The 26,477-nt window shown below is 66.6% G+C and carries 26 protein-coding genes and 1 riboswitch; of the genes, 12 read left to right on the forward strand and 14 right to left on the reverse strand.

Annotated elements, in window-relative coordinates; translation table 11 throughout:
• Positions 1-24 precede the first annotated feature (24 nt).
• Positions 25-106: riboswitch (S-adenosyl-L-homocysteine riboswitch) on the reverse strand.
• A gap of 64 nt (positions 107-170) precedes the next feature.
• On the reverse strand, positions 171-626 hold the full coding sequence (locus tag PYV55_RS06825; RefSeq protein ID WP_275849941.1) for a PACE efflux transporter: 456 nt from the start codon (positions 624-626) through the stop codon (positions 171-173).
• A gap of 159 nt (positions 627-785) precedes the next feature.
• A complete protein-coding gene (locus PYV55_RS06830; protein ID WP_275849942.1) occupies positions 786-1,886 on the reverse strand; it encodes a patatin-like phospholipase family protein in 1,101 nt (366 codons plus the stop codon).
• Positions 1,887-2,095: 209 nt separating this feature from the next.
• Between PYV55_RS06830 and PYV55_RS06835 the strand changes: the two genes are divergently transcribed.
• Positions 2,096-2,617 (forward strand): flavin reductase family protein, encoded by a 522-nt coding sequence (locus PYV55_RS06835; protein WP_275849943.1) that lies wholly within the window; start codon positions 2,096-2,098, stop codon positions 2,615-2,617.
• Between the two features lie 265 nt (positions 2,618-2,882).
• Here PYV55_RS06835 and minE read toward each other — a convergent pair whose 3' ends face one another.
• The 4 genes from minE to PYV55_RS06855 form a co-directional block, all read right to left on the reverse strand.
• The gene (gene minE, locus PYV55_RS06840) at positions 2,883-3,149 is read right to left on the reverse strand and encodes a cell division topological specificity factor MinE (protein WP_275849944.1); all 267 of its coding nucleotides are present in this window, start codon (positions 3,147-3,149) and stop codon (positions 2,883-2,885) included.
• 3 nt (positions 3,150-3,152) lie between these two features.
• Positions 3,153-3,968, reverse strand: a complete 816-nt coding sequence (gene minD / locus PYV55_RS06845) for a septum site-determining protein MinD (protein ID WP_275849945.1) — start codon at positions 3,966-3,968, stop codon at positions 3,153-3,155.
• A gap of 59 nt (positions 3,969-4,027) precedes the next feature.
• Positions 4,028-4,777: a septum site-determining protein MinC gene (gene minC / locus PYV55_RS06850; RefSeq protein ID WP_275849946.1), complete on the reverse strand. Its 750-nt coding sequence runs from the start codon at positions 4,775-4,777 to the stop codon at positions 4,028-4,030.
• An 89-nt stretch (positions 4,778-4,866) separates the two neighbouring features.
• Positions 4,867-5,745 (reverse strand): ion transporter, encoded by an 879-nt coding sequence (locus tag PYV55_RS06855; RefSeq protein WP_275849947.1) that lies wholly within the window; start codon positions 5,743-5,745, stop codon positions 4,867-4,869.
• A 37-nt stretch (positions 5,746-5,782) separates the two neighbouring features.
• Between PYV55_RS06855 and PYV55_RS06860 the strand changes: the two genes are divergently transcribed.
• The 4 genes from PYV55_RS06860 to PYV55_RS06875 all read left to right on the forward strand — a co-directional run bounded on the left by PYV55_RS06860 (position 5,783) and on the right by PYV55_RS06875 (position 8,378).
• A complete protein-coding gene (locus PYV55_RS06860; RefSeq protein ID WP_275849948.1) occupies positions 5,783-6,532 on the forward strand; it encodes an enoyl-CoA hydratase/isomerase family protein in 750 nt (249 codons plus the stop codon).
• Positions 6,533-6,573: 41 nt separating this feature from the next.
• The gene (locus PYV55_RS06865) at positions 6,574-6,996 is read left to right on the forward strand and encodes a hotdog fold thioesterase (RefSeq protein WP_275849949.1); all 423 of its coding nucleotides are present in this window, start codon (positions 6,574-6,576) and stop codon (positions 6,994-6,996) included.
• Between the two features lie 62 nt (positions 6,997-7,058).
• Positions 7,059-7,550 (forward strand): Crp/Fnr family transcriptional regulator, encoded by a 492-nt coding sequence (locus PYV55_RS06870; RefSeq protein ID WP_275849950.1) that lies wholly within the window; start codon positions 7,059-7,061, stop codon positions 7,548-7,550.
• 93 nt (positions 7,551-7,643) lie between these two features.
• Positions 7,644-8,378, forward strand: coding sequence for a hypothetical protein (locus PYV55_RS06875; RefSeq protein ID WP_275849951.1), 735 nt, complete (start codon positions 7,644-7,646; stop codon positions 8,376-8,378).
• 43 nt (positions 8,379-8,421) lie between these two features.
• On the opposite strand, the gene PYV55_RS06880 is transcribed toward PYV55_RS06875, so the two are convergent.
• On the reverse strand, positions 8,422-10,407 hold the full coding sequence (locus tag PYV55_RS06880) for a monovalent cation:proton antiporter family protein (protein ID WP_275849952.1): 1,986 nt from the start codon (positions 10,405-10,407) through the stop codon (positions 8,422-8,424).
• Between the two features lie 39 nt (positions 10,408-10,446).
• Between PYV55_RS06880 and PYV55_RS06885 the strand changes: the two genes are divergently transcribed.
• Genes PYV55_RS06885 through lptC form a run of 3 tightly spaced genes read left to right on the forward strand, consistent with a single transcriptional unit; the run spans position 10,447 to position 12,655 of the window.
• Positions 10,447-11,448 (forward strand): KpsF/GutQ family sugar-phosphate isomerase, encoded by a 1,002-nt coding sequence (locus PYV55_RS06885; protein ID WP_275849953.1) that lies wholly within the window; start codon positions 10,447-10,449, stop codon positions 11,446-11,448.
• Positions 11,448-12,017 carry a KdsC family phosphatase gene (locus PYV55_RS06890; RefSeq protein WP_275849954.1) on the forward strand — a complete coding sequence of 190 codons (570 nt, stop codon included), beginning with the start codon at positions 11,448-11,450 and terminating at the stop codon, positions 12,015-12,017. The genes PYV55_RS06885 and PYV55_RS06890 overlap by 1 nt, the downstream gene beginning before the upstream one ends.
• Positions 12,014-12,655, forward strand: a complete 642-nt coding sequence (gene lptC / locus PYV55_RS06895; protein ID WP_275849955.1) for an LPS export ABC transporter periplasmic protein LptC — start codon at positions 12,014-12,016, stop codon at positions 12,653-12,655. Before PYV55_RS06890 ends, lptC begins: the two co-directional genes overlap by 4 nt.
• A gap of 90 nt (positions 12,656-12,745) precedes the next feature.
• On the opposite strand, the gene PYV55_RS06900 is transcribed toward lptC, so the two are convergent.
• Positions 12,746-13,399 carry a YiaD family glycine zipper/OmpA-like lipoprotein gene (locus PYV55_RS06900; protein ID WP_275849956.1) on the reverse strand — a complete coding sequence of 218 codons (654 nt, stop codon included), beginning with the start codon at positions 13,397-13,399 and terminating at the stop codon, positions 12,746-12,748.
• A gap of 71 nt (positions 13,400-13,470) precedes the next feature.
• Positions 13,471-13,665, reverse strand: coding sequence for a hypothetical protein (locus PYV55_RS06905; RefSeq protein ID WP_275849957.1), 195 nt, complete (start codon positions 13,663-13,665; stop codon positions 13,471-13,473).
• Between PYV55_RS06905 and mltA the strand changes: the two genes are divergently transcribed.
• Complete coding sequence (mltA, locus tag PYV55_RS06910) at positions 13,598-14,791, forward strand: murein transglycosylase A (RefSeq protein ID WP_275849969.1); 1,194 nt, start codon at positions 13,598-13,600, stop codon at positions 14,789-14,791. The genes PYV55_RS06905 and mltA overlap by 68 nt on opposite strands.
• Here the strand turns inward: mltA and PYV55_RS06915 are convergent, their stop codons facing one another.
• The gene (locus PYV55_RS06915) at positions 14,792-16,504 is read right to left on the reverse strand and encodes an MFS transporter (RefSeq protein WP_275849958.1); all 1,713 of its coding nucleotides are present in this window, start codon (positions 16,502-16,504) and stop codon (positions 14,792-14,794) included.
• Between the two features lie 118 nt (positions 16,505-16,622).
• Positions 16,623-17,114 carry an Lrp/AsnC family transcriptional regulator gene (locus PYV55_RS06920; protein WP_275849959.1) on the reverse strand — a complete coding sequence of 164 codons (492 nt, stop codon included), beginning with the start codon at positions 17,112-17,114 and terminating at the stop codon, positions 16,623-16,625.
• A 373-nt stretch (positions 17,115-17,487) separates the two neighbouring features.
• On the opposite strand from PYV55_RS06920, the gene PYV55_RS06925 reads away from it, so the two are divergent.
• Positions 17,488-21,078: an indolepyruvate ferredoxin oxidoreductase family protein gene (locus tag PYV55_RS06925; RefSeq protein ID WP_275849960.1), complete on the forward strand. Its 3,591-nt coding sequence runs from the start codon at positions 17,488-17,490 to the stop codon at positions 21,076-21,078.
• Positions 21,079-21,237: 159 nt separating this feature from the next.
• Here PYV55_RS06925 and PYV55_RS06930 read toward each other — a convergent pair whose 3' ends face one another.
• The 3 genes from PYV55_RS06930 to PYV55_RS06940 form a co-directional block, all read right to left on the reverse strand.
• The gene (locus tag PYV55_RS06930) at positions 21,238-21,894 is read right to left on the reverse strand and encodes an OmpW/AlkL family protein (protein ID WP_275849961.1); all 657 of its coding nucleotides are present in this window, start codon (positions 21,892-21,894) and stop codon (positions 21,238-21,240) included.
• A 712-nt stretch (positions 21,895-22,606) separates the two neighbouring features.
• Positions 22,607-23,884, reverse strand: coding sequence for a helix-turn-helix domain-containing protein (locus PYV55_RS06935; protein WP_275849962.1), 1,278 nt, complete (start codon positions 23,882-23,884; stop codon positions 22,607-22,609).
• Positions 23,885-24,006: 122 nt separating this feature from the next.
• Entirely contained in the window at positions 24,007-24,282 is a 276-nt protein-coding gene (locus PYV55_RS06940; protein ID WP_275849963.1) for a DUF4242 domain-containing protein, read from the reverse strand.
• A 344-nt stretch (positions 24,283-24,626) separates the two neighbouring features.
• Here PYV55_RS06940 and PYV55_RS06945 point away from each other — a divergent pair, with 344 nt between their 5' ends.
• Entirely contained in the window at positions 24,627-26,135 is a 1,509-nt protein-coding gene (locus PYV55_RS06945; protein ID WP_275849964.1) for an aldehyde dehydrogenase family protein, read from the forward strand.
• A gap of 139 nt (positions 26,136-26,274) precedes the next feature.
• The coding region (locus PYV55_RS06950) for a hypothetical protein (RefSeq protein ID WP_275849965.1) at positions 26,275-26,477 on the forward strand (203 nt) is incomplete at its 3' end.

A 26,477-nucleotide genomic window follows, 5' to 3' on the forward strand; every position in this document is an offset into this window, starting at 1 on the left:
AAAAGACTCACCTGAAAAAGCCAAAGCAGGTGAGCGTCGTTGGGCAGGATAGGACAGCACGCCAAGCCTGACCGGCCGCGGGCCGGCTGCAACGCTCCTTGGCGGCAAGGGGGCGATTTTACGGGGGCGGGCGTGAGCTGGGCGGGCTTGTGGCAGGCGCCAGCTCGGGCTCAGCGCGCCGCCACCGGCAGGCCGAACAGGTGGTCGAACACCCAGGTGAAGACGAAGGTGTAGACCAGAAAAAACAGCAGCAGCCCGAAGTCCATCACAAGCGCCTGCCACAAGCTCACGCCAAACCACCAGGCGAGCAGCGGCACCAGCACGAGCGACAGCCCCGCCTCGAAGCCCATGGCGTGCGCCACGCGCCGCGCCAGGCTGCGCCCGCGCAGGCGCTGGCGGCGCTCCCAGCGCTCGAACAGCGTGTTGAAGAGCAGGTTCCACACGATGGCGATCACCGAGCACACGAGCGAGATCACGCCCGAATGCACCGCGCCCTGCCCCGTGGCCCACATGAAGCCCAGCGCCGACACGGCAATCGCGATGGCCTCGTACGCGGCAACGAAAATCACGCGCCGCCAAGGCCCTTGCAAAGAGCACAGCAGCGGCGCCGCAGGTGAATGTGGCATGGGGCGAGACTGTAACCCTTGCCGACGCACGCCATGCGCGCGGTGGTGACGACCGCCTGGATTGGATGGTTTTTGCTCTTTTTAGAGGAGCTACTAGTGGGCGTTCATTAATGGCCAGGAGGTGAAAACATCACTTGCTTTTTGCTATGTAAAAAATAGTTATCGGTGCAACCGCGCCGCCACGTCGGGCCACTGCGCCGCGAGTTGCTCGTGCGCGCTGCGCCAGCCGATGTCGATGATCTCCTCGACGCGGTCGAACTCCATGAAGCGCACCGCGCCCAGCGGCGGCTGGATCAGGATGTCGGGCGGGTCTTGCTGCAGACTGGCTTCGGTGATGCGCGCCTGCATGATGTAGAGCGAACCCAGCAGCACCTCGAAGATGCCGGGCAGCGGCTCCTGCGGCGTGCGGCGCAGCCAGGCGCTGACTTGCGCGAACATGGGGCTTTCTTGGGTGCGCAGGCTGTCGAGCAGGCGCGTGAGGATGGGCGCGAGCATGGGCGTGGGCGTAGTGTCGCTGGTTTTGCCGTGGCCGCCATTGCCCTCGCCGTTCGTGGCTGCGCCGTTGCCCTCGGCGCCATTGCCGTTCGTGCCGCTCCCATGCGTGCCATTCCCATGCGCGCCATTCCCATTCACGCCCCGGCCCTTTGCCGCCACGCGGTTGCGCCGGCTGCTCACGATGTCGTGGTTCAGGTCCACCGCGATCACCACCTCGGCGCCCAGCGCACGCGCCACGCTCACGGGCACGGGGTTGACCAGGCCGCCATCGACGAGCAGGCGGCCGTTGCTGCGCACCGGCGTGACGATGCCGGGCACGGCGATGCTTGCGCGCACGGCCTCGGTCAAGTCGCCGCTGCGCGCCACCACCTCGGCGCCGGTCTCCCAGTCGGTGGCCACGGCGGCAAAGGGCAGCGCCAGGTCTTCGATCAGCGCGCCGGGCACGTGGGCGCGCACGAACTCGGCCACGCGCTGGCCGTCGATCAGCCCCGCGCGTGGAAACACCGGGTCGAGCAGCGCGACGATGCCCGCCCAGTCGAGCTTGCGCAGCCGTTCGGCCATGCGCTCGATCTTGCCCGACGCATAGACCGCGCCGACCACCGCGCCCATGCTCGTGCCCGCGACGCAGTGCACGGCGATGCCGGCCTCCTGCAGCGCGCGCAGCACGCCGATGTGCGCGAGCCCGCGCGCCGAGCCGCTGCCCAGCGCCACGCCGACGCGCGGCGGGGGGGCGTGGGGGGTGGGGGTGGGTGCTGGTGACGGCATGGGCTTTTTCCTGGGTTCGGCGAGGTCGTAGTGTGACGCACATCCTGCGTTTGGCGTGCACAGGTTCTCAGCGATCCTCCGGGCGTCTTGGTTGGGTGCGCGGCAGGCAATGCGGCCCGGCTTCGCCCAACACCCCCACCCGAGCAAGGCGTACCCTGGCTGCCCATAATGGCGGCCGCGTTGCTCCATCCGCCGTGACCTGACGACCCATGTCCCAACTGCTGCCCCGCCCCGTGCAGGCCCGTGCGCCGGCCTTTTCGTCGCGCGAATTCCGTGCGGCGCTGGGCATGTTTGCCACCGGCGTGACCATCGTCACGGCACGTGGAGCCGGGGGTGAGTTGGTCGGGCTGACGGCGAGCTCGTTCAACTCGGTGTCGCTGGCGCCGCCGCTGGTGCTCTGGAGCCTGGCGCATGCGGCCTCGGTGCTGCCGGCCTTCATGACCGGCTCGCACTACGCGATCCATGTGCTTGCGGCCGACCAGCGCGACCTGGCCGAACGCTTTGCGCAGCGCGGCGTCGATCGCTGGGCGGGCGTGCCGCACACCCCCGGCGTGGCCGGTGCGCCCATCATTGCGGGCGCGGCGGCGGTGTTCGAATGCTTCAACCGCAGCCAGTACGCCGAGGGCGACCACACCATCTTCGTCGGTGAGGTCGAGCACTGCGCGCACCGCCCCGGCACGCCGCCGCTGCTCTACCACGGCGGGCGCTTTTACACCGAGCACCCGCTGTGATGCTCTTTTCAACCCAGATTGTTCATTAGGCGGCGCTGCGCGCCTACGCAGGCGCTGACGGGCGGCTGCCGGTCATGTGGGCCGCCGCTTCGTCGTTCGTGGCACCACCACGAACTCCTCAGCAGCGATCAAACTACCTTGCCACCCACCTTGCCATGGCCCCGCGTCTTCATGAAGCATCTGGGTCAAACGCTCTTATAAAAAGAGCTGCTTGCGCAAGCTGGATGCGCTCAATAGCCGTTTTTTATTGAAAAATGTGCACGCTTCAGCGCCCGGCTTCTGGCAGCTCGATCTTCACTTCGAGCACTTCAAGGTTGTCCTGGCGTTCGAGGTGAACCTTGATGTCGTTCGGGTCAATAGCCACGTATTTGGAGATGACGGCCACCAGTTCGCGCTGCAGCGCGGGCAGGTAGTCGGGCTGGCCGGCGTTGCGGCCGCTGCGCTCGTGCGCGAGGATGATTTGCAGGCGCTCTTTGGCGACGGTGGCCGTCTTCTTTTTCTCGCCGAGCAGAAAGGACAGAAAAGAGGCCATGGCTCAGCGGCCCCCGAACAGGCGCTTGAAAAAGCCGGGCTTTTCGGCTTCGACGAAGCGCAGCGGTTTTTCTTCGCCCAGAAAGCGCGCGACCACGTCTTTGTACGCCTCGGCCACGTCCGTGTCCTGCAGGTGGATCGCCGGGAGGCCCTGGTTGGACGCCTGCAGCACGGCTTCGGACTCTGGGATCACGCCGATGAGCTTGATGCGCAGGATGTCCTGGATGTCTTCGAGCGAGAGCATCTGCCCGTCCTGCACGCGGCTGGGGTTGTAGCGCGTGATGAGCAGGTGCTCCTTGACGGGCTCGGTGCCTTCGATGGCGCGCCGGGTCTTGCTGCCCAGCATGCCCAGGATGCGGTCGGAGTCGCGCACCGAGGAGACTTCGGGGTTGGTCACGAGCAGCGCCTCGTCGGCGAAGTGCATGGCCATGAGCGCGCCGGTTTCTATGCCCGCGGGCGAGTCGCAGACGATGTATTCAAAGCCCATGTCGGCCAGGTCTTTGAGCACCTTTTCGACGCCTTCGAGCGTGAGCGCGTCCTTGTCGCGCGTCTGGCTCGCGGCGAGGATGAACAGGTTGTCGCACTGCTTGTCCTTGATCAGCGCCTGGTTCAGGTTGGCCTCGCCGTGGATCACGTTGATCAGGTCATAGACCACGCGGCGCTCGCAGCCCATGATGAGGTCGAGGTTGCGCAGGCCGACGTCGAAGTCGATCACTGCGGTCTTGTGGCCGCGCAGCGCGAGGCCGGAGGCAAAGCTGGCACTGGTGGTGGTTTTGCCCACGCCACCTTTGCCGGAAGTCACGACGACGATTTTGGCCATGTGTTGCAAAGTCCCTGAGGGATGAGGAGGTGAATGAGTATCAGAGCCGTGAATGGTAATCACAGCGGCTCGACGAGCAGCTTTTCGCCTGCGAGGCGCACCTGCGCGGGCTTGCCCAGTACCTGCGCGGGCAGGGCCGTTTCGGTGGTGCGGTAGATGCCGGCAATCGAGACGAGTTGTGGCTCCATGCAGGTGCTGAAGATGCGCGCCTCGGTGTTGCCGCGCGCGCCCGCGATGGCGCGCCCGCGCAGCGGCGCATAGACGTGTACGTTGCCGTCGGCGATCACCTCGGCGCCGAAGCTCACCACCGACAGCACCACGAGGTCGGCGCCGCGCGCATAGACCTGCTGGCCCGAGCGCAGCGGCTTGTCGATCACCACGGCGGCCGCGCCGGGCCCGGGCACTTCGCGCACCACCTCGCGCACCACTTCGACTTCGCGCACGAGGGTTTGCGGGGCGGAGCGTTCACGCGCCGCTGGGGCATCGGGCGCGGCCACCAGGCCCGCAGCGTGCGCTGCTGCCATCTGCGCAGGGCTGCCGCCGCGCACGGCCACGGGTTGCGTGCGGTGCTGACGCAGCAGGGTGCCGAGCGCCGCAAAATCGACGGCCGCGTCGCTCTCGCGCAGCGCGGTCAGGTCGATCAGCACCGGGTCGTGGTCGAAAAAACCAGGATCGGCGGCCAGGCGCGCGGCGAGCTCGGCTGCGACCTGCGCCAGATCGGCCGTTTTGAGCAGCACCGCCACCACGGGCAGCGAGGCGCTTTTGAGTTCAAAGCTGGCGCGGGCCGCGCCCGGGGAGTCCATGGACATGGGTGGTGCTGTGTCGAGGAAAAGCACTGTGCACCCGAAAAGCACAGGCGCAGCAGAGCCGGCGAGTGTAATGTGCGCGGGCGGGTCCCTCAGACGTCGTGCGCCCAGGGCGGCAGCGGCGCCCCGCAGTGCATGCAAAAACGCGCCTCGGGCAAATGCCCTTCGCTCAAGCATTCGGGGCAGGTGCGGGTGGTGACGGGGACGGCCGCGAGGCCCTGCGTGGCTTGGCGCTGCGCTGCCATCTCGGACGTCACGATGCCCGTGGGCACCGCCAGCGTGCCCCAGCCCAGCAGCATCATCACCGACGAAATGAAGCGGCCCAGGTCAGTCTTGGGCGTGATGTCGCCAAAACCCACGGTGGTCATCGTGGTAATGGCCCAATACACGGAGGTGGGAATGGTAGTGAAGCCGTTGGTCGGGCCTTCGATCACGTACATCAAAGTCCCGAGCACCAACACCACCATGAGCACACCAGAGATGAACACCGTGATCTTGCGCCGACTGGCGTGCAAGGCCAGCGCCAGACCGCGGTACTCGGTCATGTAGGCGGTGAGCTTGAACACGCGAAACACGCGCAAGAGGCGCAGCACGCGCACGTCGATCAGCACATGCGCTTCGGGCAGCAGCAGCGCCAGATAGGTGGGCAGCAGCGCGAGCAGATCGACGATGCCGAAAAAGCTCGTGGCGTAGCGCCACGGGTGCGGTACGCAGGCCAGGCGCAGCAGGTATTCGAGCGTGAACAGCAGCGTGAAGGCCCATTCGGCGCTCGTGAAAAGGCCGCTCCAGTGCTGGTGCAGCGCGGGCACGCTATCGGCCACGACCACGGCCACGCTGAGCAGGATCGCTACGATCAGGCCCTGGTCAAACCAGCGCCCGGCGCGCGTGTCCGACTCGAAAATGATGGTGTAGAGGCGCTGGCGCCAGCCCTGCAGGGAGCCCCCAGCCGGGTCGCCCCGTTTTTGATACATTTTTTTGTTCCGCTCCACTTCGACCGCACTCCTTCCCATGCTTCCGCTGCTTCACATCGATGGTGCCGTTGCCACCATCACCCTGCGCCGCCCGCGCGTGGCCAACAAGCTCACGCCCGAGGATCTGCCCGAACTCATCCGCCACGTCGCCACCGTCAACCAGACGCCCGGCGTGCTGGTGCTGGTGCTGCAGTCCGAGGGTAAGCATTTTTGCAGCGGCTACGACATCGGCCAGGTTGCGCAGAGCCAGAACAAGGGCAGCGCTTTCGGCGAAATGGTCGATGCGCTCGAAGACTGCCGCGCCGTCACCATCGCCGCGATCCAGGGCGGCGTCTATGGCGGCGCCACCGACATGGCGCTGGCCTGCGATTTTCGCGTGGGCACCAGCGCAGCAGAGATGTTCATTCCGGCCGCGCGCCTGGGGTTGCACTTTTACCAAAGCGGCCTGGAGCGCTACGTCAGCCGGCTGGGTGTCGACATGGCCAAGCGCCTGTTCCTCTGCGCCGAAAAACTCGACGCGCGTGCCATGCACGCCTGCGGCTACCTCACGCACCTGGTCGAGGGCCCCGACCCCGTCGAGGCCGTGCGCGCCCTCGTCCAGACGCTCACGGCCATGGCGCCGATTGCCTTGCTGGGCATGAAAAAGCACCTGAACCAGATCGCCCGTGGCCGCGCCGACGCCGAGAGCATCGCGCGCGAAGTGCAGCGCAGCGCGACCTCGCAAGACCTGCGCGAAGGCAGCCTGGCCTGGCAGGAAAAGCGTGCGCCGGTCTTTCAGGGACGCTGAATTTTTGCTCCTATTTTTGATAACTCCGCTTGATTCCTCCCATGTCCATCTGGAAAAAACCCATTTCATTGCAAGCGCTGCAAGACGCCCAAACCAACACCGCCGCCAGCCATCTGGGCATAGAAATCACCGAAATCGGCCCCGATTTTCTGCGTGGGCGCGTGCCCGTGGACGCGCGCACCAAGCAGCCGTTCGGCCTGCTGCATGGCGGCGTGAGCGTGGTGCTGGCCGAGTCGCTGGGCTCCATGGGCGCCTACCACGCCTGTCCCGAAGGCCACCACGCCGTGGGCCTGGAGATCAACGCCAACCACATCCGCTCGGCCACGAGCGGCTGGGTCACGGGCACGGCACGCGCGGTGCACGTGGGACGCACCACCCAGGTCTGGCAGATCGACCTGGTCAACGAGGCCGGCGAGCTTACCTGCACCTCGCGCCTCACCATGGCCATCCTCGCGCCGCGCTGAGTGTAAATATCGGTAAAGAGGGCTTGTGGCGCAGCGACAGGCGCGGTAGCGTTCGCAGCACCATGTCCAGCCTAGCCTACCCCGCCGCCAAGATCGACCTCACGGGCCTCATTGCGGCTGTCGCCCAGGCCCCTGACGATGAAAGCCTGAACAACCCGCTGTCGCCCGCGCAATGGGACTTGCTGGGCACCTACTTGCAGCCCTTGACCATTCCGAGCGGGCATGTGCTGTTCGCGCAAGGCGCGACCGATCGGACGCTGTATTTCATCGAAAGCGGCAACCTGAGCGTGCACTACCAGGACGAAAAAGAACGCCTGCGCATCGCACTCGTCGGCCCGGGCTCCGTGGTCGGAGAGGGGGCGTTCTTCGCGCACCGGCCACGCAGCGCGACCGTGCAGTCCACTGCAGCCAGCAGGCTCTGGGCCTTGGCGGCGCTGCGTTTTGCCGAACTCGCCAACCGCCAGCCAGCCATTGCCCTGGGGGTGGCGATGGCAGCGGGCGCGGTGATGGCCAAGCGGCTGGGCAACCGGCGGCGGCGCGTTGCGGTGACTTGACGCAACCCGCCTGCTGCGGTGCCGTGGCTGCTTACTGCAACCTCGGGGAGCTAAACTTGGCAGGCCCCAATCATCCTCGGGAAAATTGCAGCCATGTCCTTGTTTAGCTGGTTCAAACACCGCCCCGCCAAACCTTCCACCGCTTCAGGGAACACGCCCCATCCTCCTGCGGCGATCCAGGCCGGTGCAGTCCCGTCCCCGGCGGGCGCGTCTGCCGGCGCATGGAAAAATGAACGCATGGAACGTCGCGAATTGCTGTACGCAGTGGTGCGCAACGCCATGATTCGCGCGGGGGTGCTGTCGGCCCATTACAAATTCAAGGTGTTGTCGCTGGACCCGCGCGGTCATCAGTTTCTCGTCATGATCGACCTGGCGCCCGAGTATGGCGGCCAGGTGGAGCGCCTGGGCACCGTCGAAGCCCTGATCACGGACACGGCCAGAAGCCGCCACGACATCCTGGTCACGGCCGTCTACTGGCGCATCAAGGACTTCGCCGCTGCCGCACGGGCGGCGCAATCCGCGGCCGTGCAAAAGGCTCCGCAAACGGCCACGCCAAGCGTTCCTGCCGCCGGCGCGCGGCAGCCCGGCGTTGATGCAGCGCCGGCCTACGACCCCATCGCCGAGGACGAGGTCGCCGCCTTCAAGCGTGCGCTCGCCTCCGCCGGTGCTGCGGCAAAGCCCACTGCGGCCAGCCAGCCCGGCGTGCCGGTGCACTCCGGCCCCTTGCTCTCGCCAAACCGCCCCACGGGCTTCGAAGACACCGAGCTGGTGGACCTCGACGACCACGCGCATATGCTCGGCAATACCCAATACGGCGCTCTGACCTGAGAAGGGGTCAGGCGTTGCCACCCTCGACCTTAGCCGTCAGAGGTCAACCGCGCAGCAGCTTGTCTTCTGCCAGCGCGAGCGCTGCGGGCTGGCCGGAAAGCACCAGCGTGTCGCCTTCGGTCAACACCACGTCGTCCGTCGCTTCCACCATGCGGCCATGGCTGCGGCGCAGGTTTACTACCTCCACCCCCATGGCATGCAAGGCCAGAGCGCCCAGCGGGCGCCCCACGGCCGGGGTTTCCGGGGGCAGGCTCACGGTGGCCAGGCGCTCCTGTTCGCGCTCGCTCACGCTGTCATCGTCGGCGCCATGAAAATAACCGCGCAGCAGTTGATAGCGCGCGTCGCGCTGCTCCTGCACCAGGCGCAGCACGCGGCGCAAGGGCACGCCCACGAGCGCAAGCGCGTGGCTCGCGAGCATGAGCGAGCCCTCTATGGTCTCGGGCACGACCTCGGTCGCACCGGCGTCGCGCAGTTTGTCCAGGTGCAGATCGTCCTGCGTGCGCACCACCACGGGCACCTGCGGGGCATGTGCGCGCGTGTGCGTGAGCACCTTGAGCGCGCTCGGGATGTCCACATAGGTCACGACAACGGCGCTCGCGCGTGCCAGACCGGCAGCCATCAGCGCCTGCAGGCGGCTCGCGTCGCCATAGACCACCGATTGCCCCGCCGCCGCGGCCTGGCGCACGCGGTCGGGGTCCAGGTCGAGCGCGATGTAGGGAATGCGTTCGCGCTCGAGCATGCGCGCCAGGTTCTGCCCGCAACGGCCAAAGCCGCAGATGATCACGTGCCGGCTGGTGTTGATGGTCTGGCGGGCGATCGCCGTGACCTGCAGCGACTGCTGCAGCCAGTCGCTCGCCACGAGGCGCATCACGATGCGGTCGCTGTGCATGATGAGGAAGGGCGTGGCCAGCATGGACAGCACCATGGCTGCCAGCATGGGGTTCATGAGCGCAGGCCGCACCAGCCCTTGATCCTGCGTGAGCGACAGCAGCACGAAGCCGAACTCCCCTGCCTGCGCCAGATAAAGCCCCGTGCGCAGCGCCACGCCCGTGCCCGCGCCCATGCCGCGCGCGAGCAGCAGGATCAGCGCCGCCTTGAGCACCAGGGGCACCATGAGCAGCGCCAGCACCAGCACCGCATGGTCGACGAGCACATGCCAGTCGAGCATCATGCCGATGGTGATGAAAAACAGGCCCAGCAGCACATCGTGAAAAGGGCGGATGTCCGTGCCCACCTGGTGGCGGTATTCGGTCTCGGACACCAGCACGCCCGCGATGAAGGCGCCCAGCGCCAGGCTCAGGCCGGCCAGGTCGGTGAGCCAGGCCAGGCCCAGGGTGATCAGCAGCAGGTTGAGCATGAACAGCTCGTCGCTCTTGCGCCGCGCCACCAGCGTGAGCCACCAGCGCATCACGCGCTGGCCGCCGGTGAGCAGCAGGCCCACGAGCAGCGCGGCCTTGAGCAGCGCCCACGCCAGCGAGGAAAGCAAAGCCTCGGGCGCCGCACCGAGCGCAGGAATCAGCACCAGAAGCGGCACCACGGCGAGATCCTGGAACAGCAGCACGCCCATCACGTTGCGGCCGTGCGCGCTCTCAAGTTCGGCGCGCTCGGCCATGAGTTTGACCACGATGGCGGTGCTGCTCATGGCCAGGGTGCCGGCGAGCGCCAGCGCCGTCTGCCAGCCCATGTCCCACACGCCGCCGAGCAGGCGCGACAGCAACAGCAGCAGGGCCATCACGGCGAGCATGGTCACCAGCACCTGCAAAAGCCCCAGGCCGAACACCTGCCGGCGCATGGCGCGCAGCTTGGGCAGGCTGAACTCGAGCCCGATCGCGAACATCAGAAACACCACGCCGAATTCGCCCAGATGGCGCGCGCTCTCGGGGTTGCGCGCGAGCCCGAGCGCATACGGCCCGATCAGCACGCCCGCGGTCAAATAGCCGAGCATGGGTGGCAGCTTGAGGCTGCGAAACACCACCACGCCGAGCACGGCAGAGAGCAGATACAGCAAAGTCAGCGCGAGTGAAGACATGGGGCCTATGCTATCCCACGGCTCTATAAAATCGCCCCAATGACCCCAGCTTCTGGCGCCCCGCGCCCCTTCGACGCCGCACAGGCCCTGCGCCTGGCCCGCGAAACCTTCGAGATCGAGGCCGCCGCGCTGCGCGCCCTGGCCACGCGCGTGGATGCGCGCTTTGCGCAGGCGGTGCAGCAGATTCTGGCGACCGAGGGCCGCGTGGTCGTGATGGGCATGGGCAAGAGCGGCCACATAGGGCGCAAGATCGCCGCCACGCTGGCCTCCACGGGCACGCCGGCGTTCTTCGTCCACCCGGCCGAGGCCAGCCATGGCGACTTGGGCATGGTGACGGCCGACGACCTGGTGCTGGCCATCTCCAACAGCGGCGAGAGCCACGAGCTCACGGCCCTGCTGCCCGTGCTCAAACGCCTGGGCGTGCCGCTCGTCGCGCTCACCGGCCAGCTGCAATCGAGCCTCGCTCGCCATGCCGACCTCACGCTCGACTGCAGCGTCGAGCGTGAGGCCTGCCCGCTCAACCTCGCCCCCACCGCCAGCACCACGGCGCAGCTCGCGATGGGCGACGCGCTCGCCGTGGCGCTGCTCGAGGCGCGCGGCTTTCGGCCCGAAGACTTTGCGCGCTCGCACCCCGGCGGCGCGCTCGGGCGCAAGCTGCTCACGCATGTGCGCGACGTGATGCGCACCGGCGACGCCCTGCCGCGCGTGCGCCCCGAAGCCACCTTCAGCACCCTGATGCGCGAGATGAGCGCCAAGAGCCTGGGCGCGGCAGTGATCGTCGATGCGCAGGAGCGCGTGCTCGGCATCTTCACCGACGGCGACCTGCGCCGGCGCATCGAGGCCGGTGCCGAACTGCGCGATGCCACCGCCGCGCAGCTGATGCACGCGAACCCGCGCTGCATCGCCCCCGACGCCCTCGCCGCCGACGCCGCCGAGCTGATGGAGCGCCACGCCATCACGAGCGTGCCCGTGGTCGATGCGCAAGGCACGCTGCTGGGCATGGTGCACATCGGCGACCTCATGCGTGCCAAGGTGATCTGATGCGCACCACCCCTTCTGCAAACCGCGCACCCGCACAGTCCTTCGCGCCCGAGCTGCTGCTCGCCGCGCAAGGCGTGCGCGTGGTGTTTTTCGACGTGGACGGCGTGCTCACCGACGGCGGGCTGTATTACAGCGCCGAAGGCGAGACGCTCAAGCGCTTTTCCACCCTCGACGGCCATGGCCTCAAGCTGCTGCGCCAGGCCGGCATCACGCCAGCCGTGGTCAGCGGGCGCGACTCGGCCCCGCTGCGCCTGCGCCTGCAGGCCCTGGGCGTGGAGCATGCCGCGTTCGGCACCGAAGACAAGGCCCCCGCGGCCGAGCGCATCCTCGCCGCGCTGGGGCTGGACTGGGCGCAGGCCGCCGCCATGGGCGACGACTGGCCCGACCTGCCCCTGCTGCTGCGCAGCGCCTTCGCCTGCGCACCGCCCGAGGCGCACGTGGAGGTGCGCCACGCAGCGCACTATGTGACCGCGGCGCGCGCCGGCGCCGGCGCGGTGCGCGAGCTGTGCGACCTGCTGCTCACCGCCAGCGGGCGCTACGCGGCCTTGCTCGAAGCGTACCGACCATGAGCACAAGCCGCCCCCGTGGCGCGGGCCTGCGCCAGCGCACGGAAAGACTCTCGCTCTACCTGCCCATCATCGTCATGGGCGCGCTCGCGCTCGGTTCGTGGTGGCTGGTGCGCAATGCCCCGCGCGCGCCCGGCACCACGGGCGCCCAGGCCGTGCGCCATGACCCCGACTACTTCATGCGCGATTTTTCCGTGCGCAACTTCGACGCTGCCGGGCGCCTGAAAAACGAGGTGCGCGGCACCGTGATGCGCCACTATCCCGACACCGAGACGCTGGAAGTCGACCAGGTGCACATGCGCGCGCAAGGCCAGGACGGACGCTGGACCGTGGCCACCGCGCACCGGGCGCTGAGCAACGCCGACGGCTCCGAGGTGCAACTGTTCGGCAACGCCGTCGTCACGCGCGAGCCGCTGCCGCCCCAGCCTGGGCAGCTGCCGCAGCCGCGCATGGAATTCCGCGGCGACTTTCTGCACGCCTTCACGCAGACCGAGCGCGTGCGCTCGAACCAGCCCGTGACGCTGATCCGCGGCGCCGACCGCTTCACGGCCGACGCCATGGATTACGACAACGTCACACAGGTGCTGCAGATGCGCGGCCGGGTGCGCGGCGTGCTGATGCCTAAGAGCCTACTGAAATAGGCTCTCAACCGGGCGCTGAGGCCGCACGCCGGAGCCGGGCAGCGCGCCCGAGGTGCTGCACTGGAGCCGCTGTGGCGCGCAGGTGCCGCTTCAGCCGCGCCCTGCAGCGCGCTCGGCGACGAAAATCTCCACGCGGCGGTTGCGTGCGCGCCCTTGCGGGGTGTCGTTCGACGCCACCGGCTGGCGCGAACCACGGCCTTCGATGGTGATGCGGCTGACATCCACGCCGCGCGACACCAGGTAGTCGCGCGTACTCGCGGCGCGGTTCAGTGACAAGGGGTTGTTGACCGCATCGCCTCCCGTGCTGTCGGTGTGGCCGACGATGTGTACCGTGGCGTTCGGGTTGCCGCGCAGGCTGGTTGCGAACTGGTCGAGCACCGGCGCGAAATCTGGCTGGATGTCGGCACTGCCCACGGCGAACGAGATGTCGCTCGGAATGTCGAGCTTGAGTTGGTTGTCCGCCGTCTGCGTGACCGCCACGCCGGTGCCGCGCGTGGCCGCCTCCATGTCACGCTTTTGGCGTTCCATGTTTTGCGACCAGATGTAGCCGCCGAGCGCCCCCACGCCCGCGCCAATGAGCGCGCCTTTGCCGGCGCTATGGTCCGTGGCCGAGCCGATCGCGGCACCCGCCGCCGCGCCCACGGCCGCACCGGTGGCCGTGCGCCGCTGGGTGTCGCTCATGTCTGCACAACCAGCGAGCACGATGGCCCCGGCGCCGAGGCCTGCAATGAAGGTTTGACGCATGGTGGAACTCCTTTGAGAAAGTCATGGAGGGGAAACGGGAGGCGCAAGACTGCAGGAGGCTCTCCCGCCCCTCATTGTGGGGGTTCGTGCGGCGGCTGCGAAGGCGTGGGCGGGGTGGCGTGGTCGGGCGCCGTGGACGGCCCTTGTTCGCCGCTGGGCGGCGGCGCCGGCGGCTCGCCCCGCTTGCGCCCCGCGAACATCGTCCACCAGACGATGAACAGCAGCAATGCGAGCGCAAGCAGCGCTTCGAGCAAAATGACTCCCATGAGATCGAACCTCCTGCGCCTGTGGATGGCGCTGATTGTAGGAATGCTGGCTGCGTGCTCCACGGCCCCACCCGGCCCTGCGCGCCCTTCGGCACCCGCTGCGGTCACGCCCGCCGCTGCACCCACGGCCGCTGCCCCCGCCGCAGGCAAGAGCCGCTGGGTGCCTGCCTCCTGGGACGAGCTGCCGGGATTCGGCGACGACGCGCTTTATGAAGCCTGGAACGCCTGGCTCAAGAGCTGCGAGCGCCCTGCACCCACCTTTGCCCCGCTGTGCCGCGAGGTGCGCCAGCTCAGCATCGCAAGCAGCGAGGAGCAGCGTGCCTGGATGGTGGCGCGCCTGCAGCCCTACCGCATCGAGGCCGCGGACGGCAACCCCGACGGCCTGCTCACGGGGTATTACGAGCCGCTGTTCGACGCTGCACGCCAGCCCGGCAACGGCTTCAGCGTCCCGCTCTACGGCCTGCCCGCAGGCTATGGCGCGCGGCGCCCCTGGTTCACGCGCCAGCAGATCGACACCGTGCCCGAAGCCCAGGCAGCGCTGCAGGGCCGCGCGATCGCCTGGTTGCGCGACCCGCTCGAGGCGCTGGCGCTGCATATCCAGGGCTCGGGCCGGCTGCGCATCACCGAGCCTGACGGCAGCGTGCGCCTGGTGCGCCTGGCCTTTGCCGGCACCAACGACCAGCCTTACCAGAGCGTGGGCCGCTGGCTGCTCGACCAGGGCCTCACGCGCGACGCCACCTGGCCCGGCATACGCGCCTGGCTCGCGCAAAACCCCACGCGCGCCAGCGAGCTGCTGTGGGCCAATCCGCGCTACGTGTTCTTTCGCGAAGAGCCGCTGAGCCCGCTGGACGCGAACTTCGGCCCGCGCGGCGCACAGGGCGTGCCGCTCACGCCGGGGCGCTCGATCGCCGTGGATCGCCAGAGCATCCCCTACGGCACGCCGGTCTGGCTGGCCTCCACGGGCCCGCAGGTGCAACTGCAGCGCCTGGTGCTCGCGCAGGACACGGGCAGCGCCATCGTCGGCGCCGTGCGCGCCGACTTCTTCACCGGCTGGGGCCCCGAGGCCGGCGACCTGGCAGGGCGCCTCAAGCAGAACCTGCGCCTGTGGGCGCTGTGGCCGCGCTGATCAATCCTGGCTCAGGAAGCGCGTCACCACGGGCGGCTCGGTGTCGAGGTGGAAGGCGTATTTGCGCTCGCGCAGCGCCACGTCGGCCGCGGTGACGCGCTCGGCGCGGCGCAGGTGTTCGATCCACGATTCATCGACGATCTGCTCCACATAGCGCTCGGGGTGGGCCAAGTCGTGCAGCAGTTGCCAGTCGAGCGCCCCCCGGCGCAGCAGGCTGCGGCGGCTTTCCTGCATGAGCGCGCCAAATTCCGCGGCCCGCGCCGGGTTTATGCGGTATTCGACCGTAGTCACCACGCGCCCGGCATCGGGCGTGACGGCCGGCTGCGGCGCCGCCAGACCCTGCGCGGGGCTCCAGTCCTCGTCGGCGTGCCGGTCGGCCACGAGCCGCTGCACCAGTGCCATCGCGGCCACGGCCACCGGCGCGGCGAGCGCCAGGCTCAGCTGCACTGAAGTCAGCGCCGCCACCTGGCCCCACAGCGCCGCGCCCAGGGCCGTGGAGCCCATCATGGTGATCTGGAAAATCGACATGCCGCGTGCGCGCACCCAGTTGGGCAGGGCCATCTGCGCCGAAATGCTCAGCGAATTGGCCGCAATCATCAAAGCGACGCCCGCGCACGCCATGGCGGGCATGCCGACATACACGTTGGGCGCGATCGCTACCACGGCACTGGCACCGGCCTGCAAGGTGGTGCCGCGCAGCAGCAGCAACTCGTGTGGCGTGGTTTGGCGCCAGCGCGGTACGAACAGCGCCGCCACGATGGCGCCGGCGCCCATGGACGCCATGAGCAGCGAAAACGTCGCCGCGCCGCCGCCCGGCAGCTCGCGCGCCACCAGCGGCAGCAGCGCGAACAGCGCCGTGGCGTTGATGTAGAACATGGCGATGCGGGCGAGCAGCGCGCGCATGCGCGGCGACTGGCGCACGAACTGCACGCCCACGCGCATGGCGCTCCACAGGCGTTCGCGCCCGAGCGGATGCGGCACATGTGCGCGCCGCCAGCGCATGATCGCCAGCCCCGAAAGCACCGACAGCAGCGCGTTCAGTGCAAACACCCACACGCTGCCGGCACTCGCGATGATGACCCCGGCCACCAGCGGCCCGACGATGCGCGAGGTGTTCATGGCCACGCCGTTGAGCGCGAGCGCCGCGGGCAGCTGCGGGCGCGGCACCAGCTCGGGGATCAGCGCCGCAAACACCGGCCAGCGCAGCGCCAGCCCTATGCCGTTGGCAAAGGTGAGCAGCAACAGCAGCGGCACCGAAATGGCGCCGGCAAAAATGACGACACTGAGCAGCAGCCCCACCACCGCCACCCAGAACTGCGTAAACATGAAAAAGCGCCGCCGGTCCAGCATGTCGGCCAGCGCGCCGCTGGGCAGGCCCAGAAAGAACACCGGCAGCGTCGAAGCCGACTGCACCAGCGCCACGGGCACAGGCGAGCGCGTGAGCGATGTCATGAGCCAGGCTGCGGCCACGTCGTTCATCCACATGCAGATGTTCGCCGTCACCCAGGTGAGCCAGAGCATGCGAAACACCGGCGCCCTGAGCGGCGCGAGCGGCGAGAGTTCGGCCCTGTCGGCCTGCTGCACCGCGAGCCGCGCGATCTCGTCCGCCGCCGCATGCTCGGCCACTGCGGCGGCCGCGGCCGCAGGGGTGGCACGGGCCGCCTCGGCAGTGCGCGCGTCAGTGGATAAAGGAAGGTGCGAAGGAGGCGACATGCGCAGCGATTGTGCAGTGCCCGCGCCTGGGCATTGCGGGGGCAGCGGAAAAAATTTGAATCAAAACAGGCCTTGGCCTAGATATATCAACCACAAGCAGCTATATTAAAAGTAGCAATCAGGCGTGCGCCCTGCTGCGCCCCAGGTGCCCGAGCGGCAGCGCGCCGCCGGCCTTGACCTCGCCGAGCGAAAAGCTCGTGTGCATGTCCTTCACATTCGGCAGGTTCAGCAGCACCTCGCGCGCAAACTGCGAAAACCGTGCGAGGTCGGGCGCCACCACCTGCAGCTCGAAGGTACCCGTGCCGCTGATGTAGTGGCACGACACCACCTCGGGGATGCGGCGGATCGCATCTTCCATGGCGCGTGTGAGGTCGCCCGTGTTGCGCTCCGCGTCCAGGCGCACGAAGGCGAGCACGCCCAGGCCGATCTTGTGCCGGTCGATTTCGGCGCGGTAGCCTTTGATGAAGCCCGCCTCCTCGAGCGCACGCACGCGCCGCCAGCACGGCGCGGCCGACAGGCCCACGCGCTGCGCGAGCTCGGCGTTCGTGAGGCGCGCGTCGGCCTGCAATTCCATGAGGATGGCAAGGTCAAATTTGTCGAGGGTCTCCAAGGCGGGCTCCGTGGGCGCAAGATTCTTGCGCAGCATAGCCAAATTCGGGCAAAGAACGCAAAGAATTATCGGCGCTATCGCTCTACACTTTCCGCCCGAACGTCCGTTCGACGTGCTGCCACGCGATTGCTTTCAGCACAGATTGTTCATTAGGACGCGGGATGATGGCGAGGCGGCTGGCGAGGCAGTTTGGTTGCTGCTGAGGAGTTCGTGGTGGTGCCACGAACGACGAAGCAGCGGCCAAAATGACCGCCAGACGTCCGCCAGCACCTGCGTAGGCGCGAAGCGCCGCCTAATGAACAATCTGGGTTTAAGGTATGTTTCTTGCGAGCAAGCGCAGCGCCTCGACAACCAGCCCATCGGAGACATCGCCATGAACGCCCCCTTGCCAGACCACATCCGCAAAGCCCTCGAAAAGGCTTCGCTCGACGACAAATACGCGCTCAGCGAGGGCCGCGCCTTCATGAGCGGCGTGCAGGCGCTGGTGCGCCTGCCCATGCTGCAGCGCGAGCGCGACGCCGCCGCGGGCCTGAACACTGCCGGCTTCATCAGCGGCTACCGCGGCAGCCCGCTGGGCGGCTACGACCAGGCGCTGTGGGCGGCCAAGAAGCACCTTGCCGAGCACCATGTCGTGTTCCAGCCCGGCGTGAACGAGGAACTCGCCGCCACCGCCGTGTGGGGCACACAGCAGCTCGACCTGTACCCGCAGAGCAAGAAGTACGACGGCGTGTTCGGCATCTGGTACGGCAAGGGCCCGGGCGTGGACCGCTGCTCGGACGTGTTCAAGCACGCGAACATGGCCGGCACGGCGCGCCATGGCGGCGCGATCGCCGTCGCGGGCGACGACCATGTGGCCAAGAGCAGCACCGCCGCGCACCAGAGCGACCACGTCTTCAAGGCCTGCGGCCTGCCGGTGTTCTTCCCGAGCAGCGTGCAGGACATCCTCGACATGGGCCTGCACGCTTTTGCCCTGAGTCGCTTTTCCGGCCTCTGGGCGGGCATGAAGACCATCCAGGAAGTGGTCGAGTCGTCCTCCAGCGTGTCGGTCGATCGCGACCGCGTGCGCATCGTGCTGCCCGAAGACTTCGCCATGCCGCCCGGCGGCCTGCACATTCGCTGGCCCGACGCGCCGCTCGAACAGGAGGCGCGCCTCATGGACTACAAGTGGTACGCGGCGCTCGCCTACATCCGCGCGAACCGCCTCAACCACAACGTGATCGCAGGGCCGCAGGACCGCTTCGGCATCATCGCGAGCGGCAAAGCCTACAACGACACGCGCCAGGCGCTGCTCGACCTGGGCCTTGACGACGACACCTGCCGGCGCCTGGGCATCCGCGTGCACAAGGTCAACGTGGTCTGGCCGCTCGAGGCCACGGGAACGCGCGCGTTTGCGCAGGGCCTGCAGGAGATCCTCGTGGTCGAGGAAAAGCGCCAGGTCATCGAATACCAGCTCAAGGAAGAGCTCTACAACTGGCGCGACGACGTGCGCCCCACGGTGGTCGGCAAGTTCGACGAGTCCGACGGCGGCGAATGGGGCACGCCCAACCCCGGCGAGCACTGGCTGCTGCGCCCCAAGGCAGACCTCTCGCCCGCGCTGATCGCACGCGCCATCGCCAGGCGCCTCACCAAGCTCGGCGTGCCCGAGGACGTGGCCGCGCGCATGCAGGCGCACCTGGCCGTGCTCGACGCCAAGGAGCGCGCCCTGGCCACCCCGGTGGCGCAAACGCCAGACCGCCTGCCGTGGTTTTGCAGCGGCTGCCCGCACAACACCAGCACGCGCGTGCCCGAAGGCTCGCGCGCCATGGCTGGCATAGGCTGCCACTACATGGTCGTGTGGATGGACCGCGCCACCGCCACCTTCACGCAAATGGGTGGCGAGGGCGTGCCCTGGGTCGGGCAGGCGCCGTTTTCCAAGGATGCGCACGTGTTCGCCAACCTGGGTGACGGCACTTACTTCCACAGCGGGCTGCTGGCCATCCGCCAGAGCATCGCCGCGGGCGTGAACATCACCTACAAAATCCTTTACAACGACGCCGTCGCGATGACCGGTGGCCAGCGCGTGGGCGAGCGCCCCGAGGGCCATTCAGTGCTGCAGATCATGCACAGCGTCAAGTCCGAAGGCGCATCCAAGATCGTCATCGTCACCGACGACCCGCAAAAATACGACGGCGTGGCGCTCGCCGAAGGCGTCACGGTGCACCATCGCGACGCGCTCGACCGCATCCAGCGCGAGCTGCGCGAAGTGCCCGGCTGTTCGATCCTGATCTACGACCAGACCTGCGCCACCGAAAAGCGCCGCCGCCGCAAGCGCGGCACCATGGCCACGCCGGCCAAGACGGTGCTCATCAACGAGCTGGTCTGCGAAGGCTGCGGCGACTGCTCCGAACAATCGAACTGCCTCTCGGTCGAGCCCGTGGAGACCGAATTCGGGCGCAAGCGGCGCATCAACCAAAGCACCTGCAACAAAGATTTCTCCTGCCTCAAGGGCTTTTGCCCGAGCTTCGTCACCGTCGAAGGCGGCACGCTCAAAAAGCCGCAAAAAGAGAAAAAAGGCTGCCTCGCAGGCCTGCCCGAAGTCCCCGAGCCCACGCTGCCCGTGGCCGAAAGCGCCTGGGGCATCGTCGTCGCGGGCGTGGGCGGCACGGGTGTGATCACCATAGGCTCGCTGCTGGGCATGGCGGCGCACCTTGAGGGCAAGGGCGTGATCACCATGGACTCGGCGGGCCTCGCGCAAAAAGGCGGCGCCACCTGGAGCCACGTGCAGATCGCCAACCGCCCCGATGCGCTGCATGCCACCAAGGTCGATACCGCCAAGGCCGATCTCGTGATCGGCTGCGACGTCATCGTCACGGCGCAAAAAACCACGCTGGCCGCGATGCTGCCCGGGCGCACGCACGTGGTGCTCAACAGCCACAACACGCCCACAGCTGCCTTCGTGCACAACCCCGACTGGCAGTTCCCGCGCGGCAGCTGCGAGAGCGCGATCGCCGAGGCCGCGGGCGGTGCGCAGGCCATCCACAGCTTCGAGGCCGAGCAGGCCGCCGTACAGCTGCTCGGTGACAGCATCTACACGAATCCGCTGCTGCTCGGCTACGCCTGGCAAAAAGGCTGGATTCCGCTCACACGCGAAGCGCTGCTGCGCGCCTTCGAGCTCAACGGCGTGCAGGTCGCAAACAACCAGGCCGCGTTCGAATGGGGCCGCCGCTGCGCGCACGAGCCCGCCGCCGTGCAGGCGCTGTACCAGGCCGCGCAGGTGATAGAGCTCGTGAAAAAACCCTCGCTCGCCGAAACCGTCGCCAGGCGCGTGGACTTCCTGACCGGCTACCAGAACGCCGCCTACGCCGAAAGCTACCGCGCCTTCGTCGAAAAAGTGCAGGCTGCCGAGGAGCGCCTTGGAGCTGGGCAAGGCTCCGGCACGCGCCTGTCCGAAGCCGTGGCGCGCTCGCTGTTCAAGCTCATGGCCTACAAGGACGAGTACGAAGTCGCGCGCCTGCACACCGACCCGGCCTTCAACGCCAAGATCGCCAACATGTTCGAGGGCGACTACACCATCGTGCACCACCTCGCGCCACCGCTCACGGCGCAGAAAAACGAGCGCGGCGAGCTCGTCAAAAAGCCCTACGGCCCCTGGATGCGCCGCGCCTTCAGCGTGCTCGCCAGGCTCAAGGGCCTGCGCGGCACGGCGCTAGACCCCTTCGGCAAAACGGAGGAGCGCAAGACCGAGCGCGCGCTGATCGGCGAATACCGCGCCTGCATCGAAGAGCTGCTCGGCAGCCTCACGTCCGACAAGCTCGCGCTCGCCGTCGAAATCGCGCGCCTGCCCGAAGGCATCCGCGGCTTTGGTCACGTGAAGGAGCGCAATCTGCAAGCCGTGCGCACCAAATGGCAGGCACTGCTGGCGCAATGGCGCCAGGCGCCGACTGCGCACCAGGACGTGGCCGCAGCGCAGCGCCAGACGGCTTGAGGGCTGCAGCAGGTGTCAGGCCTCGGGCCATCATCAATGTGATGTCCCGGGCGAGCGCCCTGCATCTGGCGCTGACACCTGGTGCGTATCGATACTTCGCTGCTGATTCAGAGCACCCTGCCCGGCATTCACGCCCGGGCACCGCAGGCAGAATCTGAATCAAAACTGCTTGCGCACTGCAAGCAGGGTCACCAGCGGGTCCAGGCGTACCGAGGCCGTGACGGGTGCGCCGCCCATGGTGGCGGTGATGTTGGTCTTGAGGTAGAGCTTTTGCACGGAAAGGTCCAGGCTGTAACCGTCACGCAGGGGCAATTCGGCACCGATACGGAAGGAGCCGCCGAAGGCATTGTCCGCCTTGACGTTTTGTAGCGCGTAGGAACTGGTGCTGAACACCTTCATGTAGACCATGCCGCCGCCGAAATAGGGGCGGATCGGGCCCCACATGCCGGGCGTGTAGTTCATGGTCAGGATCGCAGGGCCGACACTGGCATGGCTTAGTTTCCCCAGCGCAGCGATATTGCCCGTGCCGGTGAGGTTGGTGTGGACGGGGTCAGCGGCAATATCCAGGCGGGCCATCCAGTGGGGCGTGAAGCTGTAGCCGATCTCCACACCCAATACCTTGGTGCTGCTGGCATGGACGCCGGCACCCGGCACGGGGCCGCCGGCGTAGAGGTCAGCCTTGGTGCTGAAGGCGAGGTGCGCAGGCCCCACCGCGAGCGACCAGGGTGATGCGCCCTCAGGCGCGGTTTGCGCCTGGGCATTGCCGAGCAGTGCGGCGCAGGCCAGCGGCAGCAGGGTGCGTGTGGCTATTTTCATGAGGCTATCTCCTTTAGATGATGTGCTTTGTTGCGTGAACCCTGCTCCTCGCTAGTGCAGTGTTTGATGTTTGATGCGACAAATAAAACCGATGGATTTTTGGTCTGGGCAAGGCGTAAACCGCAGCGATACCGGGTGGTATCGCGAGGATTTGCAACGCGGCCCGGGCCGAAAAGACGCGGTTTTATGTCGCAGATAGCGTCGAACACTGCACTAGAGTGGTGTTGCACCCTGTGATCAGGCGTGACATCCACATGCCGTGGGTTTGTTGCGGCAGTGGAGCCAGGTGCAGAATCCCCCAACTCCACTGGTGTGAGGTTATTGCCCCGCGCACAGAGCTAAAACTCCGTAATTTCCCTTAGGAAATAGTGTTCTGATTTAGATCAATATTTCTTCGAAAATCGCCGATGAGCAACTGCTGCGCAGTCCATGGCCATAGCACGCCAGCGCAGGGCACCCACTGTTGCCGGCAATGCGTCAGACGGTGGGTGGATGCGCTCGTGCGTGTTGGTCTACGACCGATACAGATGGGATTGCCGCGCGGCCCACTCGCAGCCAAAGCTGGAGGGCGCCTCCCGGCGGCCGCTGCTGCGGACGGCGACCATGGGTGAGGCTTTCTTCATGCCAATCACACCATGCGCACCCCCATGTCCCCAACGCCCTCGCTGGGGTTCGTGACGAAGAGGTGAAGGGAACGGACTAGGAGCCTGCCTCACCGGCCATCCCCTTTAATGTGGCGATAAATCAGGCCGCGCGATACACCCAGAATGCTCGCCGCCCTGGACACGTTGCCACCGCATTCAGCCAGGGTTTTCGCAATCCATTGTCGATCGGCTGCGCGCAGGCTGATGGGGGTGATTGGTTGTTGCGGTTGAGCAGGTGCCGAGGGCCGTGGCGATGCAGATTCGCTGACCGCAATTGCAGCGGGTGGCGTCGCCGTTGCGAGCGAAGCGGGCTGCGTCGCCATTTCAGCGGCAGGCAAGCTGCCAAGGTGAAATGAAACCACCTCGCGTTCATCCCCATGCAGGCGGGCGCGCAGCCACAGGGAGAGACCATTGGGGAACCGGTGCAGTGTGGGTTCCCGGTGGCGACTCCAGGCAACAAGCTGCGCCGGCGTAACGCCGAAAACTTCGTGAACCGACGATGACCCGGTGCCACCCTGCATTGGGCTGTTCTGCGGCAGCCCCAGAAGACGCACTGCTGCGTCATTGAGCCAGGACAGCCGGCCCTGGGCGTCCACACCGACCAAACCTTCCATCGGGGTATCGATCATGCTCGGCATGGTGTGCAGGTGCACGACGATCTGTTCGCGCGCCTGAGCCTGCAGCAGCCGGTTCTCGATCGCCGCCGCGTGCAGGATCACCACCGAGGCCGCGTCAAAACCGAATGATTGCGACTCGACGGAAATATTCAAAACCCCCACCAGTTTGCGCTGGGCGTCGTGGATGGGCGCGGCGGCGCAGTGCAGATCTTGCAGACACTCGAAAAAATGCTCGCCTGCACGCACGACGCAAGGCTGACCTGTGCGCGCCACCAGGCCCGGTGCCGTAGTCGCCACGGCGTCTTCGGACAGGTTGACCCCTGTCCGATAAGCCCGTGAAAACAAAAAACTGTCCGCACTTGCGGGCCGTACCACCTCCAGCACCACACCTGTGGCATCGGTCAATACGGCCTGGCAGCGTGTACCAGAAACCACTGCCTGCAATTGCCCCAAGCCGTGCGCGGCCACGTCGAGTAGCGTGCGGTTGCGCGTTTGTGCCGTGTGAATGCGGCTGCGGGTGACGAGGTCGAACTCTACCCGCTCACAGGGCTTTCTATGGGCCTGCAGACAGCGGTTCCAGGACTGGATCACGCCCTCGCTCACGACTCCGGTGGGGCGAACGCCTTCTTCAAAAAACTGCTCTCGTGCGAGCGCCAGACGCTGCGCTTCCGAAGCAAAGAACGGCGGCGGTAGATTCTGGGTCGTGCGCGTTTTCCGAGAGACTGGCATGGTGCTCCTCACCCGAATAGGAATAGCAATAGTGCTCGTGTGGGGTATGTCATTGACATCTCTATCTCCATACGCTCACCCAGCCCTCACAGTCCGCCGGGTGAAACAGCCGCACAAACCGTTCAGCCCTGCGCCGTGCCAGGGCCGATGACGGTCGCCACGGGCGTGATCTTGTTGGCAGGGATGCCCGCCTTGGCCGCATGGGTGCGGATCATGGCCTCATCCGGGGCGTTGTAGATGCAAAAAATCTTGTCGCCGGTGACGTAGCTGTGTTCCCACTGGATGTTGGGCCCCAGTTCCCGGATCACTTGGTTGGAGCTCTGCGCTGCCCCCTTGAGCTGCTCTGCAGACATGCTGCCTGCGCCGGGGATTTCTCGCTCGATGACAAATTTAGGCATGTATAAGACTCCTGAAATGAATGTGGAAAAACAAAAACCCGTGCCCTCTTTTCAGAGGGTCGCGAAATTAAAGGCGAAATAAACCACGGTGACCAATCCGTGCAAACCCTGATTCGGAACGATGCAGCAACCCACGGGAGACCGTATACGCTCGATGATGATGGAACGGAGGGCTGATCCAAATCAGAACAGTTTCCGACCTAGGGAAAGTACCGAGTTTTTCCTACATGGACGGTTCGGTACCGTTGCGGCCGTGGAGTTGCATGGACCTTGCACCTGGCTCCACGTTGCAGGCGCAAACCCATTGCATGCGACCGGCATGCGCGACACCCGAGGAAGAAACCATGAACATCTCTGACATCCAACACCTGATCACGGAAAAAGCCGCCAAGTTTCTGGCGCGCGGTACGCACTCCCTGCTGATCGATGGCCAATGGGTCCAGGCGCAAAGCGGCCAGACCATGGACGTCATCAATCCGGCCACCGAGGAAGTCCTCGGCAAGGTGCCCTCGGCCGGCAAGGCAGACGTGGAACTGGCGGTGAGCGCCGCCCGCCGCGCTTTCGACCACGGCCCCTGGAGCAAGATGCACGGCACGGAGCGTGAACGCCTGCTGCTCAAGCTGGCCGACCTGCTCGAGGCCAATGCCCAGAGCTTTGCCGAAGTCGAAGCCATGGACAATGGCAAATCGGCCGCCATCGCGCGTGCCGTCGATGTGGCTGTGTCCATTGATACCCTGCGCTACATGGCGGGCTGGGCCACCAAGATCGAAGGCGCGACCAACGACATTTCCGTTCCGATTGCACCGCAGGCCGAGTTCGTGGCCTTCACGCGGCGCGAAGCGGTCGGCGTGGTCGCTGCCGTCGTGCCGTGGAACTTCCCGCTGCTGATGGCGGTTTGGAAGCTGGCTCCGGCCCTTGCCGCCGGCTGCACGGTGGTGCTCAAGCCCGCGGAGCAAACGCCCCTGACGGCCCTGATGCTGGGCGAGTTGATCCTCGAAGCCGGCTTTCCTCCTGGGGTGGTGAATATCATCATCGGCGACGGCCCCTCCGCCGGGGCACCGCTGGTCAGCCATCCTGGCATAGACAAGGTCAGCTTCACGGGCTCGACCGAAGTCGGCAAGCTGATCGGCAAAGCCGCCGTCGAGAACATGACGCGCTTCACACTCGAACTCGGTGGCAAGTCGCCGGTCATCGTGCTTGACGACTGCGACCCCGCCACGGCTGCCGCCGGTGCCGCCCAAGCCATCTTCTTCAACCACGGACAGGTTTGCTGCGCCGGCTCCCGCCTGTATGTGCAGAAAAAAATGTTCGACCGCGTGGTGGCCGACGTGGCACAAATTGCCGAGTCCATGCCGCTGGGCCATGGTCTTGATCCGGCTGCGCAGATGGGGCCGCTGGTGTCGCAGGAGCAAATGGAGCGCGTCTGCAATTACATCGATATCGGCCGCACGCAGGGAGCACAGGTGGTCACCGGCGGTGGCCGCGCAAAGGACAAGGGCTACTACGTGCAGCCCACGATCCTGACCAACGTCAACCATGGCATGCGCGTACAGCAGGAAGAAATTTTCGGCCCCGTGCTGACCGCCATGCCTTATGACGATCTGGACCAGGTTGCCGCATGGGCCAATGACACTTCTTATGGCCTGGGCGCAAGTATCTGGTCGAACAACCTCTCCAAGGTACATCGCCTGATTCCCAAGATCAAGGCCGGATCGGTCTGGGTCAACTGCCACAGCATGCTGAACCCCGCTATGCCTTTCGGCGGCTACAAGCAGTCGGGTATTGGACGCGATCTTGGCAAGGCGGCTCTGGATTCCTACCTCGAAACCAAGTCGGTTTTCATCGCGGTCTGAGCCAGTCGTCAGGACTTGCGCAAACGGGGATAGAGGCGAGGCATTGCCAGGCATTGCCATGGGACAACCGCCTTGTTCAGCCCGGTTTGCGTAAGTCGGTTACTGCCACAAAACCCGAAATTACATTCAAGGAGATGCGATGAAAAACAACCCCGCCTGCCGCGCCACGCTGCCCCTGCTTGCGGCCTCGCTGCTGCTGTCGGTCACGCAAACGGGCATGGCAGCACAGGCTCAGACACAAGCCCAGACATCGGCTGCGCGCATCGCCGCTGCGACCCGCAAAGTCGACGGCAACTTCATCCGTGCCAACGCAGCCCAAACCAAGGACTGGCCAAGCTACGG

The organism is Extensimonas soli (genome assembly GCF_029211265.1).
Lineage (GTDB): Bacteria > Pseudomonadota > Gammaproteobacteria > Burkholderiales > Burkholderiaceae_C > Extensimonas > Extensimonas soli.

What these genes read in the sequence shown, in the direction of transcription:
- lptC (WP_275849955.1), top strand. Translation starts at nt 12,014, where the DNA reads ATGAGCACAAGCCGCCCCCGTGGCGCGGGCCTGCGCCAGCGCACGGAA.
- PYV55_RS06945 (WP_275849964.1), top strand. Translation starts at nt 24,627, where the DNA reads ATGAACATCTCTGACATCCAACACCTGATCACGGAAAAAGCCGCCAAG.
- PYV55_RS06935 (WP_275849962.1), bottom strand. Translation starts at nt 23,884, where the DNA reads ATGCCAGTCTCTCGGAAAACGCGCACGACCCAGAATCTACCGCCGCCG.
- PYV55_RS06855 (WP_275849947.1), bottom strand. Translation starts at nt 5,745, where the DNA reads ATGTATCAAAAACGGGGCGACCCGGCTGGGGGCTCCCTGCAGGGCTGG.
- PYV55_RS06860 (WP_275849948.1), top strand. Translation starts at nt 5,783, where the DNA reads ATGCTTCCGCTGCTTCACATCGATGGTGCCGTTGCCACCATCACCCTG.
- minE (WP_275849944.1), bottom strand. Translation starts at nt 3,149, where the DNA reads ATGGCCTCTTTTCTGTCCTTTCTGCTCGGCGAGAAAAAGAAGACGGCC.
- PYV55_RS06870 (WP_275849950.1), top strand. Translation starts at nt 7,059, where the DNA reads ATGTCCAGCCTAGCCTACCCCGCCGCCAAGATCGACCTCACGGGCCTC.
- PYV55_RS06900 (WP_275849956.1), bottom strand. Translation starts at nt 13,399, where the DNA reads ATGCGTCAAACCTTCATTGCAGGCCTCGGCGCCGGGGCCATCGTGCTC.
- PYV55_RS06865 (WP_275849949.1), top strand. Translation starts at nt 6,574, where the DNA reads ATGTCCATCTGGAAAAAACCCATTTCATTGCAAGCGCTGCAAGACGCC.
- PYV55_RS06890 (WP_275849954.1), top strand. Translation starts at nt 11,448, where the DNA reads ATGCGCACCACCCCTTCTGCAAACCGCGCACCCGCACAGTCCTTCGCG.
- PYV55_RS06915 (WP_275849958.1), bottom strand. Translation starts at nt 16,504, where the DNA reads ATGTCGCCTCCTTCGCACCTTCCTTTATCCACTGACGCGCGCACTGCC.
- PYV55_RS06885 (WP_275849953.1), top strand. Translation starts at nt 10,447, where the DNA reads ATGACCCCAGCTTCTGGCGCCCCGCGCCCCTTCGACGCCGCACAGGCC.
- PYV55_RS06925 (WP_275849960.1), top strand. Translation starts at nt 17,488, where the DNA reads ATGAACGCCCCCTTGCCAGACCACATCCGCAAAGCCCTCGAAAAGGCT.
- PYV55_RS06835 (WP_275849943.1), top strand. Translation starts at nt 2,096, where the DNA reads ATGTCCCAACTGCTGCCCCGCCCCGTGCAGGCCCGTGCGCCGGCCTTT.
- minC (WP_275849946.1), bottom strand. Translation starts at nt 4,777, where the DNA reads ATGTCCATGGACTCCCCGGGCGCGGCCCGCGCCAGCTTTGAACTCAAA.
- PYV55_RS06930 (WP_275849961.1), bottom strand. Translation starts at nt 21,894, where the DNA reads ATGAAAATAGCCACACGCACCCTGCTGCCGCTGGCCTGCGCCGCACTG.
- PYV55_RS06940 (WP_275849963.1), bottom strand. Translation starts at nt 24,282, where the DNA reads ATGCCTAAATTTGTCATCGAGCGAGAAATCCCCGGCGCAGGCAGCATG.
- PYV55_RS06825 (WP_275849941.1), bottom strand. Translation starts at nt 626, where the DNA reads ATGCCACATTCACCTGCGGCGCCGCTGCTGTGCTCTTTGCAAGGGCCT.
- minD (WP_275849945.1), bottom strand. Translation starts at nt 3,968, where the DNA reads ATGGCCAAAATCGTCGTCGTGACTTCCGGCAAAGGTGGCGTGGGCAAA.
- PYV55_RS06880 (WP_275849952.1), bottom strand. Translation starts at nt 10,407, where the DNA reads ATGTCTTCACTCGCGCTGACTTTGCTGTATCTGCTCTCTGCCGTGCTC.
- PYV55_RS06830 (WP_275849942.1), bottom strand. Translation starts at nt 1,886, where the DNA reads ATGCCGTCACCAGCACCCACCCCCACCCCCCACGCCCCCCCGCCGCGC.
- PYV55_RS06875 (WP_275849951.1), top strand. Translation starts at nt 7,644, where the DNA reads ATGTCCTTGTTTAGCTGGTTCAAACACCGCCCCGCCAAACCTTCCACC.
- PYV55_RS06905 (WP_275849957.1), bottom strand. Translation starts at nt 13,665, where the DNA reads ATGGGAGTCATTTTGCTCGAAGCGCTGCTTGCGCTCGCATTGCTGCTG.